A 13,471-nucleotide genomic window follows, 5' to 3' on the forward strand; every position below is an offset into this window, starting at 1 on the left:
GCAGGTGAACGGATGGAACGGAGGGAACGGATCGAACGGATCTCAGCTCTCGCGCAGCGCACCCTCCGATGCACGCACGGTGAACATTTCCGGCTGACCGAAGCCGTGCTCGGCGAACGCCCCGTCGAGCGCCACGAGCACGCGGCTGACGGTGTCCGTCGGCACGAGCGCGATCGCCGAGCCGCCGAATCCGCCCCCGGTCATCCGGGCGCCGATCGCGCCGTTCGCCTGCGCGGTCTCGACGGCGAGGTCGAGCTCCGGAATGGAGATCTCGAAGTCGTCGCGCATGGAGACGTGGGAGGCGTCGAGCAGCGGGCCGATCGCCTGCGGTCCCTGCTCCCGCAGCGTGCGGACGGTGTCGAGCACGCGCTGGTCCTCGGTGACGATGTGCCGCACGCGCCGGAAGGTCACGTCGTCCATGAGCTCGCGGGCGCGGTCCAGGTCGGCGACCGCGACGTCGCGCAGCGACTCGACCTGCAGGATGCGGGCGCCCTCCTCGCAGGATGCGCGGCGGTCGGCGTACCCTCCCGTCGCGTGCGCGTGGGTCACGCCGGTGTCGATGATGAGGAGCTCGAGCCCCGCATCCTCGAGTCCGAGCGGGACGATCTGCGACTCCAGCGAGCGGCAGTCGAGGAAGACCGCGGCGTCGCGCTCGCCGAGCAGGGACGCCGACTGGTCCATGATGCCGGTCGGCGCGCCGACGGCGACGTTCTCGGCGCGCTGCCCGACGCGCGCCAGGGTGCGCCGGTCGAGGCCGAGCCGCCACAGGTCGTTGAGCGCGACCGCGACGGCGCTCTCGATGGCCGCGGACGACGACAGGCCGGCGCCGACGGGCACGTTCGAGTCGATGAGGATGTCGACGCCCGGCACCGCGGCCAGGTCGGCGCCGAACTCGCCGAGCGCCCAGGCCACGCCCAGCGGATAGGCGGACCAGCCGCTGAGCGCATCCGGCGTGAGGGCGTCGAGCGGAACCTCGACGAGCTCGTCGGCGAAGGTGCTGCCGACGCGGATCACCCGGTCTTCGCGGGCGCCCACGGCCGCGACCGTCCGGCGGTTGATCGCGAGCGGCAGTACGAAGCCGAGGTTGTAGTCGGTGTGCTCCCCGATCAGGTTCACGCGGCCGGGTGCGGACCACACCCCGTCGGGCTCGCGGCCGAACACCTCGGCGAAGTCGTCGCGGACGCCGGTGCGCAGGTCGGTCATCGGTCAGCCTCTCGGTCGGGGGTGGATGCGCTGGCGAGCGGATCGACCGTCACCAGCCCGGAGACGGTGACGGGCAGCTCGCCGACGGGGTTCTCGCGGTCGGCGCGCTCGATGGCCTCGCGGAGGGCGGCGGCCGCCTGCTCGGGCGGGATGTCGCCGATCCAGGCGCCCATGGCCGACTCCGAGCCGGCCAGGAACTTCAGCCTATCGGCGCCGCGCCGCGGCGACGTGATCTGCAGCATGAGCCGGATCTCGTCGCGGCGCACCCCGACCGGCGCCTGGTGCCAGGCCGCGATGTACGGGGTGGGGGAGTCGTAGAGCGCGTCTACGCCGCGCAGCACGCGGAGGTAGAACGTCGCGAGCTCGTCCCGCTCCTCGGGGCTGGTCTCGGAGAGGTCCGCGACGTGGCGGTGGGGGAGGACGTGGATCTCGATCGGCCAGCGGGCCGCGAACGGTACGAACGCGGTCCAGTGCTCGCCGGACAGCACGACGCGCTCCGACGCCCGCTCGCGCTCCAGGATGTCGGCGAAGAGTGTCGGTCCGTACGCGTCGAGCGAGCGGAGCAGCGCGGTGGTGCGCGGCGTGACGTACGGGTAGGCGTAGATCTGGCCGTGCGGGTGGTGCAGGGTGACGCCGATCGCCTCCCCCCGGTTCTCGAACGGGAACACCTGCTGCACGCCGGGCAGCGCAGAGAGCTGGGCCGTCCGGTCCGCCCACGCCTCGATCACGGTGCGGGCGCGGCTCGGCGTCAGGCTGCCGAATGCGCCGGTGGTCGCCGGGCTGAAGCAGACGACCTCGCAACGGCCGACGGAGGTGCGGGTGCGGCCGAGGCCGACGGCCGCCAGGTCGCCGAGCCCCTCCGGCGCGTCGCCGTCTTCGAGCAGCGGCCCGAAGGACGGCGACTTGTTCTCGAACACCGCGACGTCGTAGAGGTCGGGGATCTCGGACGGGTTGGTCGGGCTGGCGGGGGCGAGCGGGTCGAGCTCCGCGGGCGGCAGCATGACGCGGTTCTGGCGTGCGGCGGCGATCGACACCCACTCGCCGGTGAGCGGGTCCTGCCGCATCGACGCCGTGGCGGGACGCGGCGCCGGCTCGCGGAGGTCGGGCTTGCGCTGCGGGCTCAGCGCGGTGTCCGCGTCGTCGTAGTAGATGAGCTCCCGGCCGTCGGCCAGACGGGTGGGACGCTTGGTGATCGCAGCCATGCCATCCTTTCGTTTCCGAAAGCGAGGATACCGGTTCTGCTTTCGTATTGACAAGGATTCGGAAGCGCTCCAGCATTGGGTGCATGAGCGAACCGCTGCCCGCCGCGCTCCGTCGCGAACGGATGCTCGACGTGATCGGCCGGGCAGGGTTCGCGCGCGTCGCCGATCTGAGCGAAGCCTTCCAGGTGTCCGACGTGACGGTGCGCAGCGACCTCGACGCGCTGGACCGCGAGCAGAGCATCCGCCGCGTGCATGGCGGAGCGGTACTGCGGACCGCGGGGATGCGCGAGCCGAGCTTCGAGGAGGCGCTGGAGTCCTCGGCCGACGAGAAGCGCCGCATCGGCGAGGCGGCCGCGGCGATGGTGGTCCCGGGCAGCAGCATCCTGCTCGACGTCGGCACCACCACCGCGGCGATCGCACGCGCACTCGTCGAGCGCGAGGACCTGGAGGGCGTCACCGTCATCACCAACGGGCTGACGATCGCGCTGGAGCTGGAGCGCGCCATCCCGCGCTTCGACGTGGTCGTGACCGGGGGCACCCTGCGCCCGCTGCAGCATTCGCTGGTGGAGCCGCTCGCCTCCGTGCTGCTCGGCCGGGTGCACGCCGATGTGGCGTTCCTGGGCTGCACGGGCGTGCATCCCACCGGGGGCATCACCAACGTCAACCTCCCGGAGGCCGATCTGAAGCGCGTGATGCTGCAGTCGGCGGAGCGCGCCGTGGTCGTGGCCGACGGCAGCAAGCTGGGCCGCACGCACGTGGGCCGCATCGCTTCGGTGGACGAGGTGGCCGAGCTCGTCACGGGCGGATCGGCGTCGGCGGACGACGTCGGGGCGCTTCGGGACGCCGGTCTCCCGGTGGTCGTGGCCTGAGGCCTAACCTGGTGCCATGCGACCCGCGACCGGTGAACAGTACGAACTCGACTTCGGCGACCTGAGCGCCACCATCGTGCAGGTAGGGGCCGGCATCCGCTCGCTGCGCTTCGCCGAATCCGACCTGACCGAGCCGTATCCCGCAGCGGCCCAGCCGCCGTCCGCGTGCGGGATCGTGCTCGTGCCGTGGCCGAACCGCGTGGCCGACGGACGCTGGGAGCACGAGGGCGAGACGCTCCAGCTCGACCTGACCGAGCCGGCGAAGCGGAACGCCATCCATGGACTGCTGCGCCGCCGGCCCTACGAGCTGGTGGATCGATCCGACTCGACGGTGACGCAGGCCGCGACGATCTACCCGGAGCCCGGGTACCCGTTCCTGCTCGACACCACGGTGATGCACGAGCTGCACACCGAGGGGCTGACCGTCACGCACTCGATCGCCAACGTCGGCGACACTGCCGCCCCGGTCGCGGTGGGCGCGCATCCCTATCTGCGGATCGCCGATGTGCCGCCCGAGCGGCTCACGGTCACGGTCGCGGCCCGCACGCGCTTCGAGGTGGACGACCGGAGCAACATCACCGGCGAGGCGTCGGTCGCCGGCACCGACTACGACCTGTCGGCCGGCCGCCGCGTGAGCGAGCTCGACCTCGACACCGGGTTCGCGGACCTGCCGGAGGGACCGGTGGAGCACACCCTCGCCGCCGACGACGGACGTCGCGTCGTGCTGTGGGGCGACGACGACTTCCGGTACGTGCAGGTCTTCACGCACCGGAAGTTCGCCACGAAGCCCGGCGGGGTCGCCCTCGCGATCGAGCCGATGACCGCCCCGGCCAACGCGCTCAACTCGGGACGCGGGCTCCGCATCCTGCAGCCGGGTGAGACGTGGACGCTGAACTGGGGCATCCGGCCGGAGGGGTTCGGCGGCGAGGCCTACCTGGCCAGCTGGGGGTAGAGCACGCGGACGTCTTCGTGGAGGCGCGACTTCACGTAGCGGGCGGTATCTCCGACCACGGCCTCTGCCTCCTCGTTCTGAACGGCGTCCAGCGCCTCCTCGACGACCTGCTGCGGCGGCACCTTGTCCGCGGTCACGTCGGCCGCCATGTCGGTGTCGACGTAGCCGACGTGGACGCCGACGACCTGTATGCCCGCGGGCGCCAGGTCGACGCGCGCGGAATTGCTCGCCGACCACAGCGCGGCCTTGGTCACGCTGTACGAGCCGACGCCGAGCCAGCTGAGCGCCGAGTGCATGTTCACGATCGCACCGCCGCCGTTCGCCTCCAGGAGCGGCGCGAAGGCGCGGACCACGAGCACCGGCCCCCAGAAGTTGGTGTCGAACTCGCGCCGGATCTCGTCCAGGTCGCCGTCGACGATCGACTGGTTGACCAGGATGCCGGCGTTGTTGACGAGGATGCTGACGTCGGTCGCGACCGAGGCGGCCCGGCGGATGCTCTCCGCGTCCGTGACGTCGAGCTCGAGCGGGACGACGCGCGGGTCGTCCGTTACCACCGATCCGGGGCGCCGGGCGGCGGCGTAGACCTTGGAGGCGCCGCGCTCGAGCAGCTCCGCGACGAAGGCGGCGCCGAGTCCGCGGTTGGCGCCGGTGACGAGGGCGACGCGTCCGGTGATGTCCGTCATGGTGTTCCTTCCCAAAAGTAAACCGATCTGTGTATCGGTGACGTGAGCCCAATGTAAACAGATCGGTTTACATTTCGCAAGCCGTTCCGTAGGATCGGAACGTGACCAGCACCCCTGTCAAGCCCAAGCCGCGCGACCGCGTTCTCGCCGCCGCGGCGCGGCTGTTCATGCGCGACGGTGTCAACGCCGTCGGGGTCGACCGGATCGCGCAGGAGGCCGAGGTCTCCAAGCGCTCGCTGTACCAGCACTTCGACGGCAAGGACGGCGTGGTCGCTGCGATGCTCGACGCGTACGGCCCGCAGGTCGTCGCCGGCTACTTCGCGCCCGAGGACACGGGGACGCCCCGCGAGCGCGTCCTCCACGTGTTCGACGCGCTGCACAGCGCGGCCCAGGCGGACGAGTTCTTCGGCTGCCCGTTCGTCAACGTGGCGACGGAGCTGCGCGACCGCGAGCATCCTGCATCGGTCGTCGCCCGCCGCTACAAGGAGGAGCTGACCGCGTACTTCGAGCGGCAGGCCGCGGCCGCCGGCGCGCACGACCCGCGCACGCTCGCCGTGCAGCTCACGCTGCTCTTCGACGGCGCCTCGGCCAGCGCCGCGATGCGCGGCGGCACGCCGGAGGCGGCGCGGCTGGCCGTCGCCGCCCTCTTCGACGCTGCGACGGCGCGGCGCTGACGCGCGCCCCGCGCCGCCCCCTTACATTCGTGCCGAATGCGGTCTCCGCGCCGCTACATTCGTGCCGAATGCTGTCTCCGCGCCGCTACATTCGTGCCGAATGTCGCTTCTCCCCACGCCAATGGCGGCATTCGTGACGAATGTCACCGCTGCGCCGCCCGCTGCGCCCGGGAACATTCGTGCCGAATGTGGCCTGAGGCGCCACCAAATGCGACATTCGTCACGAATGTCGCCCCGCGCTCTCGCTACGGCGCGATCGACAGGAAGATGAACGCCGCGAAGAGCACGAGGTGGATGCCTCCCTGCAGCCGCACAGCGCGCCCCTGAACGATCGTGAGGATGCTGACCAGCACCGTCAGGATCAGCAGCACGATCTGACTCGCCCCGAGCCCCAGGTGCAGGGCGCCCGGCAGCCAGATCGACGCGACCGCGATGGCGGGGATGGTGAGCCCGATGCTCGCCATCGCCGACCCGAGCGCCAGGTTCAGGCTCGTCTGGGTGCGGTTGCGGCTCGCTGCCTTCGCCGCCGCGATGCCCTCCGGCAGCAGCACCAGCAGCGCGATCACGACGCCGACGAACGACTGCGGCAGGCCGATCGCGGTGACGGCCCGCTCGATCGGCGTCGACTCCAGCTTGGCGAGCCCGACGACCGCGACGAGCGACACGAGCAGAAGCGCGACGCTGGTCCAGGCGGTGCGGTTCGACGGCGCCGCGGCGTGGTCGTCCTCGGTGAGCGGCCGCCCCTTGCTTCCGACGGGCAGGAAGAAGTCGCGGTGCGCGACCGTCTGGGTGAAGACGAACATCCCGTACAGCGCGACGGACGCGATGGCGGCGAACACCAGCTGCGGGCCGGAGAAGACCGGCCCTGGCGCCGACGTGAAACTCGGCAGCACCATCGTCAGCGTCGCGAGCGCCGTCACCGTGGCGAGGGCCGCCCCGCTGCCCTGAGCGTTGAAGGCCGTCGACTCGCGGCGGGATGCGCTGAGCAGCAGCGAGAGTCCGACGATCCCGTTCATCGTGATCATCACCGCCGAGAAAACGGTGTCGCGGGCCAGCTCGGGCGAATCCTTCCCCGTGGTCATAAGGGTGACGATGAGCGCGACCTCGATGATCGTGACCGCGACCGCCAGCACCAAGGAGCCGAAGGGCTCGCCGACCCGATGGGCCACCACCTCCGCGTGCTGCACCGCGGCGAGCACCGTCCCGGCGAGGACCACCGCGATCAGGCCCACCGCGAACCCGTTGAGCTCGACCGCCCAGAACGCCACCAGGACCACGACGCCGATGGCGGGCACCCCGATCGTCCACCACCGAGCGAGCCAGGAGCCGAGCGCCGTCATCCCTCCATCCTGCCAGGCGCCTCCTCCCGCCCTCCCGCGGCGGGTCCGCCGCCTTCGCGCCCTCTGGCGTGATGGGATAGGCGCATGACCGGGAACTGGACCCTCCGCGCCGCCGCCTCCGCCGGCCTCGCCGTCGCTCTCGCCCTCGTCGTCGCCGGGTGCGCGACGCCGAACTCCGCACCGACGACCGGCAGCGCTTCCGCATCCACCTCGACGACCCCGTCGACGTCGCCCCGGCCGACCGCCACGACGACGGCCGTTCCGATCGAGGGCCAGTGCGACACCGCGAACCTGACCGGCACGATCGGCAAGGGCGGCGGGGGAGCGGCCGGGAGCGTCGAGGTCACCATCGTCCTCACCAACAATGGAAGCACCGAGTGCTCGCTCCAGGGCTGGCCCGGGGTCTCGTTCGTCGGTGACGGCAACGGCACACAGCTCGGCAAACCGGCCGACTTCGACCGCAGCACCCCGCATCCCACCGTCGTCCTTCAGCCGGGCGGAACGGCGCAGGCACCGCTGCGGATCACTCAGGCGCTCAACTACCCGGAGGCCGACTGCAAGCCGCAGGCCGCCGACGGCTTCCGCGTCTACCCGCCCGGGTCGACGGAGTCGCTGTTCATCACGTACGCCGGTGCGACCGCGTGCACCACGGACACCGTGTCGCTGCTGCAGGTCGGGGCCCTCGTCGGCAGCTGATCCGCATGGTTGACCGGATGCGGCAGCGCGGTCAGGAGCAGACGCGCGCGATCGCTCCCTGCCAGGCCTGGCGCACCGCGTCGGACGCCTGCTCCACGGTCGTGTCGTCGGCGATGGATGCGGCCGGAGCGGCAGCGTAAGCACTCACGCTGTCGGACAGTGCGCTGAGGCTGCCGCGCACCGGCCCGAGGGCGGTGACCACCGACTCCGTCGCGAGGTCCTGCGTCCTGGCCCGGAACGCGGCGACCGCCGACCGGATGGCCCGGGCCGCTTCCGCATCCGGCGCGCGCATGGGCAGGCGCGCCTGCAGCGTCGCATCGAGGGCGTGCCGTGCGCTGGCGATCGCCGTGCAGTCGCGTCCGCGCTCGGCGGAGGCCTCCGAGAAGAGCGGGAACTCGGTGCCGAGCGCCACGCTCAGCAGCAGGCAGGCTGCGACGCAGCCCGCGACCAGGGCGGCTAGAGGCGGCCACAGCCGGGCGACGGCCCTGCGCGCGGTCCTCCGGGCCGACGGGATCGCGGTCGCCGCGCCCACGGCTGCCGCGGAGTTCGCCGGCGCGGCCGGGTCGAGCTCCCGCGGTTCACGGAGGGAGGAGGTCACCCGTTCACCGTAGCGGGCCACGGTGAACTCTTCGTTGCCGGTTTGATATCACGCGAATGCGGCTGCGCCTCCCGATACGCTGGCCCCGTGTCCTCCGCCCGGCGCATCCCGAGACCCGCCACACCGCAGTGGCTGGCCCGGCTCGTCGTCGTCACCGCGCTCGTCGGCGTCGGGGCGGGGATCGGCGGAGTGCTGGTCTACCTGGGGTTGCACGCCCTGCAGCATCTCGCCTTCGGCTCCTCGGAGGGCGACCTCTACGAGGGCCTCCTCGACGCGCCTCCGGTCAACCGGGTGGTGGCGCTCGCCGTCGCGGGCGTCGTCGGCGCCGTCGGCTGGTGGCTGCTCCGGCGGTGGGGCCGACGCGTCCCGGAACACGCGATCGTCTCCGTCGAAGAGTCGGTGGAGGGTCGCAGGATGCCGCCCTTCGTCACCCTCGCGAACGCCGCACTGCAGGTCGTCATCGTCGGGCTGGGCGCCTCGATCGGCCGGGAGGTGGCCCCGCGCGAGGTCGGTGCGCTGTGGGCCGGGTGGCTGGCCGAACGGGCGGGGGTCTCAGCGCGGGAGCGGCGCATCCTGGTCGCCTGCGGTGCCGGAGCGGGTCTCGCGGCCGTCTACAACGTCCCCTTCGGCGGGGCCGTCTTCGCGGTCGAGATCCTGCTCGCCGAGGTCAGCTTCGCGACCGTGCTGCCCGCTTTCGCCACGTCGGCGATCGCAGCCCTGGTCGCCCGGGTCGTCGTCCCCGCCAACCCCCTGTATGAGCTGCCCGAACTGCACCTGTCGGCCACGATGGTGGTCTGGTCCGTGCTCGCCGGACCCCTGATCGGCTTCGCCGCCGTCGGCTTCGTGCGCGCGGTCCGCTTCGCGCAGGACCACCGGCCGGAGTCGTGGCGCATCCTGATCGTCATGCCGCTGACTTTCACCGCGGTCGGGATCGCGGCGCTCTGGCTCCCCGCGATCCTCGGCAACGGCCGCGCGCTCGGGCAGCTCGCGTTCGCCGCGTCGGTGCCGGTGCTGCTCGTGCTGCTCACCACGATTGTGAAGGCCGGCTCCACCATCGCCACGATCGGCGCAGGCGCGGCCGGCGGCACGCTGACCCCGTCCTTGGCGATCGGAGCCGGCCTCGGCCTCGCCGGCGGCGCCGCCTGGAGCCTGCTCTGGCCGGGCGCCGAGCTCTCCGCCTTCGCCCTCATCGGCGCGGCGGCGTTCCTGGCCGTCACCATGCGCGCCCCACTGACCGCTCTGCTCCTCACGATGGAGTTCACCGGCCAGGGCCCCGAGCTGCTGGTCCCGGTGATGCTGAGCATCGCCGGCGCGGTCGCCGTCGGCTACGTGCTCGAGCGCGCCCGTGTGACCGGCATCGCATAGCAGGCACGTACCGCGCTGCTTCGTGCCTTCCGTCGGAGATCCGCCGTCCACTGTCGGAGATTCCGCCCACCTCGGCCCGAATCTCCATCCCCAACGCCCTGCGTCGGAGATCTGGGGCCCATTCTCCGACGGTGGCATGGGGATGCGGGGCACAGCCGAGCACATCCGCAAGATTCGTGCGTGCTCGTGCCGGGTCGGGCGTCGTCCCAACAGCACTACTCACGCCCGGCCCTCGTGGAAAGCATCGTGCTCACGTTCAGTGGGCGAACGGTCGAGGGTCAGGCTGAACGGTAGAGAGTCACGTTGGCACCACCTGCAGCCGCACCTCAACCTCTGACTCCGGAATTCCCTTGACGAAAGCGATCGCTTCTCGTATCTCATCGACGTCGTCGAGACGGCGGACCTGACTTATCGCGCCCGGCGCCTCAACAGTCTCAGGCACCCACCACTCGCCGCTACGCTCGGTCGGCAGATGCCTCGTGCTCGAACCCCATCGGGCGGCGTAAGCGGTTTTGATCGCGGCGTAACCTATCCGCGCCGGGGTGACAACAGTGGAATCTTGCCGACGGCGAGGTCGCGAGCAGTCTGGCGGGTGTTTCGGAGACACGTGTCGCCCCAGTCGAACGATTGAAATAGTCGGCACCTGCTATCCCGCCGGGACTCCGATGACGGTATGGCCGCGTCGGCCGATGGTTCCGGATCTTCGAGTCAGTAGTGATACCTGGCCTGCAGGATGATCACGGAGGCGTCGTCCACCAGGTATACGAGGCGGTTCGCTTCGTCGATGCGTCGCGACCAGGCGGCGGCCAGCGCATGCTTCAGGGGTTCCGGCTTGCCGACGCCCTCGAAAGGGTCGTCCCGGAGGATGTCCTCGATCAGGAGGTTGATCCGTTTGAGCGGTCGCCGGTCCTGGCCCTGCCAGGAGAGGTAGTCCTCCCACCCGCCGGTCGTCCAGGCGAGCTTGCGGTCACTCACTGGGCAGGTCGTACTCGGTGATGTCTCCCGCGCGTGCGCTCTCGATGGCGTCGATGAGGCGGCGTGCGTTCTTGGGGGAGCGCAGGAGGTAGGTGGTCTCGAGAAGCGAGTCGTACTCGTCCTTCGACATCAGCACGGCCGAGCCGCGCTTGGATGTGATCTCGACTTCGGTCTGGTCGAGGTTGACGCGTTCGATAAGGCCGAACAGGTCGCTGCGGGCCTCGCTTGCCGTGATGGCCATGATTCCTCCCAAGTGGTACAAGATATCGTACCACTGGGGCGTTCCTTCAGTTTTGGGTGAAGGGCCATTCGATGACTCCGCCGTGCTCGGCGGGATGGTGGCCCGTGGCGATGTCCTCCTCCAGGTACACCGTCAGGTACTCGGCATCGATGGGTCGCCCGGTGGGATCGAAGACGTTGTACCGTCGGCGGTACAAAGCATCCGAGTACTCTCGGTGGCGGAATTCGACCATGACAACGGTCCGGGGCCAGTCGCCACTCGCCAGGACTTGCAGGTCCTGATACGGGCTCTCGACAAGGTGCACCTGGTCGTCGCGCCGCGTCCAGATCGCGTGCGGGTTTGCAAGCCACTCGAACTGTTCGACCACGCGATCAACTGCGATCCGGATCTCTTCGGGGCTGAGCCTCGCAAGTGCCCATTCGATCCCGTCGACGCTTGTGAGGTCGACGTGATAGCGGCCGTCATTCTCTGAGACTTCATCAAGGTCGTCGTCCGCCCAGTTCTCATCCCAGTCTTCCGTCGGAAGCGTCGTGGCCTCGTAGTCGTCCACAGAAAGCGCGGAAGGAATGCCAGTGGTGAAGTCGACCACGATCTGGCTCCGAGGGTAGGAGTAGCTGATCGCGCCCGAGACTTCGTCGAGTGTTCCGACCGGGTTAGTCGGGAAGAACGTTATGACCGTTCGGGTACCCACTTGTTCGATCTCTGCCACAGTGCGGTCGAACGAAAAAGTGTCGACGCGTCCATCGCTAGTCAAGCGGACGAGTTCGGCCGGCGCGGATGGGCCGGGCGCGGATGGGGGCGCGAACCTCGTCCCTGACCCCTCGGGGCTCTCGCCAGGTGCAAACGCGAACCACCCGTACGAGGCCGCATCGTCGTCGTTCCCGAATGAGTCGGTCGCGCCGACGGTGATGACGTCGGGAATCCTGCCCTCTCGTCCCTGATGCCAAAGTTCTTCTTGCCTCTGAAACTCGTGCCACGACTCCAGCGGTAGGTCGGCACCGTCGAAAGACGGGGCTTCCTCGAACTCCTCTTCGCCGGGAAGTCGTTCCGGCGCAGGCCACGAACGGTTACTGGCCCAGATCCCGGCCGAGTCGACCCCCACGACAGATAGCGGCCCGATGTCAACGCCGGTGGCTATTCCGTCCGCGCTGATCCGCACAGCCGTGGACCGAGCAAGCTCCCCTGAGTCGGGGGAATCTTCCTCGTAAACGACCCAGACCGCGTTCGGGCTCGTAACGAGGCGTGCAGTGGCAGTACGTCGGGGTAAGGGCGCGTTCGGCCAGGTCACGAACTGGTTCTTACCTCCGCTCTGGAGGAACGCCACCGGGCGGCTCTTATCGACGAGAAAGCGAGTTCCGCCGAGCTCGACAGGCGGAAACGGGTTCAAGTGAGGTGACTCCACGCTCACACTCTAGGGGCCGTTGAGTTCCAACTTTCGCCCACCTCGCGAAGCTGTTCAATCAACTCGTCCCGCTCAAGGAGCGCGGCGTTCTGCGAGTTCACATCCCACGGCTTCCGTAAGACGGTCGCCACTGCGCTCGACAAGGCCGGGATGTCTCCGCGAGCGATCGCAGAGTTCCTGGGCCACAAGAACCCGACGATGACCCAGGACGTCTACATGGATCGCAACACCCAGAGCAAGGAGATGGCGGCCGCCATCGACGACCTCTTCGGCACCGAGTCGGACGCCCTAGCGGCGTAATAGAGGCCCGGATCATTTCGCCGGATTCCCCGTTTCAATCTGCGGGGTTTCTGCGGGGTCCGGGCCTCTTTCGGCTCTACTTCCCAGTGTTTGTGGGCCCGGTGGGGCTCGAACCCACGACCCGCGGATTAAAAGTCCGATGCTCTGCCAACTGAGCTACAGGCCCTCCCCTCCAATCTAGCGTGGATTCAGGCGGCCGGTTCACGGGGGCAGAATGGGGGGATGTCGGATCGGTTCCACAAGCCCGCGCTGTTCACCAGTGGCATGTTCGAGGCGTTCCTCGGGGGAGAGGATCCCGCGCAGATCAGCCGCGTCGCCCACGAGACGGCGCAGGCGCTGCTCGCGCGGGTGCGGCAGGATCCCGACCCGGCGGTGGTGGACAGGCTGGTCGCCTTCACCGACGCTCACGGCATCGACGCCCTCGCCGAGCTGTGGTCGCGGTCGAACGCGAAGAGCCTGCCCGGGGCGCTGTGGCGCATCTACCTGCTGCGGCTGCTCATCCGGCAGGATGCGGAGGGCACCGCGTACCTGTACCAGCGCGGCACCGAGGTGCTCCAGTCGATCGACGTCGCGGTCGCGGGGGCGCCCACCCCGGCCGGCCCGGCGGAGATCACGGAGCTGGCGGACCGCATCCTGCGCGGGCTGTTCGAGGGCGACTTCGCCGTCGCGCTCGACCGCGCGGCCGCGTTCTGCCGCGTGGCAGCGGCCGGTGCCGCCTCCGTCGCCGACGACCGTGACATCCTCGACCCGGAGCGCGCCAGCGAGCTGACGACCCGGGCGCTGCGCTTCACGCGCACCGCGGAGGAGCTGACGGCGTGCGCGCGCCTGTGGCGGTCGGGCTCGCTCGACTGACGCACGCACGCGGAAGATCCCGCGCGTCCGTCAACCCCTGCGCCGCATCCGCCGTTCTCGGGCCGCGAACGCCACGCCGGAGGACGGCCGGAGGGCCTCCTGTACACTGGAGGTCGCCG

The 13,471-nt window shown here is 70.1% G+C and carries 15 protein-coding genes and 1 tRNA gene; 7 read left to right on the top strand and 9 right to left on the bottom strand.

Annotated features, from left to right (window positions below; genetic code table 11):
• Positions 1–42 precede the first annotated feature (42 nt).
• Both galK and galT read right to left on the bottom strand, forming a co-directional pair.
• Positions 43–1,203: a galactokinase gene (gene galK, locus ACR9Y5_RS05415; RefSeq protein WP_481296999.1), complete on the bottom strand. Its 1,161-nt coding sequence runs from the start codon at positions 1,201–1,203 to the stop codon at positions 43–45.
• Positions 1,200–2,405, bottom strand: a complete 1,206-nt coding sequence (gene galT, locus ACR9Y5_RS05420) for a galactose-1-phosphate uridylyltransferase (protein WP_481297000.1) — start codon at positions 2,403–2,405, stop codon at positions 1,200–1,202. Before galT ends, galK begins: the two co-directional genes overlap by 4 nt.
• 83 nt (positions 2,406–2,488) lie before the next feature.
• Here galT and ACR9Y5_RS05425 point away from each other — a divergent pair, with 83 nt between their 5' ends.
• Positions 2,489–3,274 carry a DeoR/GlpR family DNA-binding transcription regulator gene (locus ACR9Y5_RS05425; protein WP_481297001.1) on the top strand — a complete coding sequence of 262 codons (786 nt, stop codon included), beginning with the start codon at positions 2,489–2,491 and terminating at the stop codon, positions 3,272–3,274.
• Positions 3,275–3,290: 16 nt separating this feature from the next.
• Positions 3,291–4,226, top strand: coding sequence for an aldose 1-epimerase family protein (locus ACR9Y5_RS05430; protein ID WP_481297002.1), 936 nt, complete (start codon positions 3,291–3,293; stop codon positions 4,224–4,226).
• Here ACR9Y5_RS05430 and ACR9Y5_RS05435 read toward each other — a convergent pair.
• Complete coding sequence (locus ACR9Y5_RS05435; RefSeq protein ID WP_481297003.1) at positions 4,205–4,909, bottom strand: SDR family oxidoreductase; 705 nt, start codon at positions 4,907–4,909, stop codon at positions 4,205–4,207. The genes ACR9Y5_RS05430 and ACR9Y5_RS05435 overlap by 22 nt on opposite strands.
• Before the next feature lie 101 nt (positions 4,910–5,010).
• Between ACR9Y5_RS05435 and ACR9Y5_RS05440 the strand changes: the two genes are divergently transcribed.
• Positions 5,011–5,583 (top strand): TetR/AcrR family transcriptional regulator, encoded by a 573-nt coding sequence (locus ACR9Y5_RS05440; protein ID WP_481297004.1) that lies wholly within the window; start codon positions 5,011–5,013, stop codon positions 5,581–5,583.
• 245 nt (positions 5,584–5,828) lie between these two features.
• Here the strand turns inward: ACR9Y5_RS05440 and ACR9Y5_RS05445 are convergent, their stop codons facing one another.
• The gene (locus tag ACR9Y5_RS05445) at positions 5,829–6,923 is read right to left on the bottom strand and encodes a calcium:cation antiporter (RefSeq protein ID WP_481297005.1); all 1,095 of its coding nucleotides are present in this window, start codon (positions 6,921–6,923) and stop codon (positions 5,829–5,831) included.
• 84 nt (positions 6,924–7,007) lie between these two features.
• Here ACR9Y5_RS05445 and ACR9Y5_RS05450 point away from each other — a divergent pair, with 84 nt between their 5' ends.
• Positions 7,008–7,619: a DUF4232 domain-containing protein gene (locus tag ACR9Y5_RS05450; RefSeq protein ID WP_481297006.1), complete on the top strand. Its 612-nt coding sequence runs from the start codon at positions 7,008–7,010 to the stop codon at positions 7,617–7,619.
• Positions 7,620–7,650: 31 nt separating this feature from the next.
• Here the strand turns inward: ACR9Y5_RS05450 and ACR9Y5_RS05455 are convergent, their stop codons facing one another.
• Positions 7,651–8,217 carry a transporter gene (locus ACR9Y5_RS05455; RefSeq protein ID WP_481297007.1) on the bottom strand — a complete coding sequence of 189 codons (567 nt, stop codon included), beginning with the start codon at positions 8,215–8,217 and terminating at the stop codon, positions 7,651–7,653.
• Positions 8,218–8,304: 87 nt separating this feature from the next.
• On the opposite strand from ACR9Y5_RS05455, the gene ACR9Y5_RS05460 reads away from it, so the two are divergent.
• Positions 8,305–9,582, top strand: coding sequence for a chloride channel protein (locus ACR9Y5_RS05460; protein WP_481297008.1), 1,278 nt, complete (start codon positions 8,305–8,307; stop codon positions 9,580–9,582).
• 708 nt (positions 9,583–10,290) lie between these two features.
• Here ACR9Y5_RS05460 and ACR9Y5_RS05465 read toward each other — a convergent pair.
• From ACR9Y5_RS05465 to ACR9Y5_RS05475, 3 genes are read right to left on the bottom strand one after another with little or no spacing between them, the layout of a single operon-like run.
• Positions 10,291–10,557, bottom strand: coding sequence for a Txe/YoeB family addiction module toxin (locus tag ACR9Y5_RS05465; RefSeq protein ID WP_481297009.1), 267 nt, complete (start codon positions 10,555–10,557; stop codon positions 10,291–10,293).
• On the bottom strand, positions 10,550–10,798 hold the full coding sequence (locus tag ACR9Y5_RS05470; RefSeq protein ID WP_481297010.1) for a type II toxin-antitoxin system Phd/YefM family antitoxin: 249 nt from the start codon (positions 10,796–10,798) through the stop codon (positions 10,550–10,552). Before ACR9Y5_RS05470 ends, ACR9Y5_RS05465 begins: the two co-directional genes overlap by 8 nt.
• Positions 10,799–10,844: 46 nt before the next feature.
• Positions 10,845–12,200, bottom strand: a complete 1,356-nt coding sequence (locus ACR9Y5_RS05475; RefSeq protein ID WP_481297011.1) for a hypothetical protein — start codon at positions 12,198–12,200, stop codon at positions 10,845–10,847.
• A 57-nt stretch (positions 12,201–12,257) separates the two neighbouring features.
• Here ACR9Y5_RS05475 and ACR9Y5_RS05480 point away from each other — a divergent pair, with 57 nt between their 5' ends.
• Positions 12,258–12,500, top strand: a complete 243-nt coding sequence (locus ACR9Y5_RS05480) for a tyrosine-type recombinase/integrase (protein ID WP_481299523.1) — start codon at positions 12,258–12,260, stop codon at positions 12,498–12,500.
• A gap of 93 nt (positions 12,501–12,593) precedes the next feature.
• Here ACR9Y5_RS05480 and ACR9Y5_RS05485 read toward each other — a convergent pair.
• Positions 12,594–12,666, bottom strand: a tRNA-Lys gene (locus ACR9Y5_RS05485).
• Between the two features lie 56 nt (positions 12,667–12,722).
• Here ACR9Y5_RS05485 and ACR9Y5_RS05490 point away from each other — a divergent pair.
• Positions 12,723–13,352: a DNA-directed RNA polymerase subunit beta gene (locus ACR9Y5_RS05490; protein ID WP_481297012.1), complete on the top strand. Its 630-nt coding sequence runs from the start codon at positions 12,723–12,725 to the stop codon at positions 13,350–13,352.
• Positions 13,353–13,471 lie beyond the last annotated feature (119 nt).

The organism is Leifsonia sp. KNZ13-11D (assembly GCF_056754895.1).

Excerpts from the sequence above, each read along its gene's own strand:
- galK (WP_481296999.1), bottom strand. The coding sequence starts at position 1,203 with ATGACCGACCTGCGCACCGGCGTCCGCGACGACTTCGCCGAGGTGTTC.
- galT (WP_481297000.1), bottom strand. The coding sequence starts at position 2,405 with ATGGCTGCGATCACCAAGCGTCCCACCCGTCTGGCCGACGGCCGGGAG.
- ACR9Y5_RS05425 (WP_481297001.1), top strand. The coding sequence starts at position 2,489 with ATGAGCGAACCGCTGCCCGCCGCGCTCCGTCGCGAACGGATGCTCGAC.
- ACR9Y5_RS05430 (WP_481297002.1), top strand. The coding sequence starts at position 3,291 with ATGCGACCCGCGACCGGTGAACAGTACGAACTCGACTTCGGCGACCTG.
- ACR9Y5_RS05435 (WP_481297003.1), bottom strand. The coding sequence starts at position 4,909 with ATGACGGACATCACCGGACGCGTCGCCCTCGTCACCGGCGCCAACCGC.
- ACR9Y5_RS05445 (WP_481297005.1), bottom strand. The coding sequence starts at position 6,923 with ATGACGGCGCTCGGCTCCTGGCTCGCTCGGTGGTGGACGATCGGGGTG.
- ACR9Y5_RS05450 (WP_481297006.1), top strand. The coding sequence starts at position 7,008 with ATGACCGGGAACTGGACCCTCCGCGCCGCCGCCTCCGCCGGCCTCGCC.
- ACR9Y5_RS05470 (WP_481297010.1), bottom strand. The coding sequence starts at position 10,798 with ATGGCCATCACGGCAAGCGAGGCCCGCAGCGACCTGTTCGGCCTTATC.
- ACR9Y5_RS05490 (WP_481297012.1), top strand. The coding sequence starts at position 12,723 with ATGTCGGATCGGTTCCACAAGCCCGCGCTGTTCACCAGTGGCATGTTC.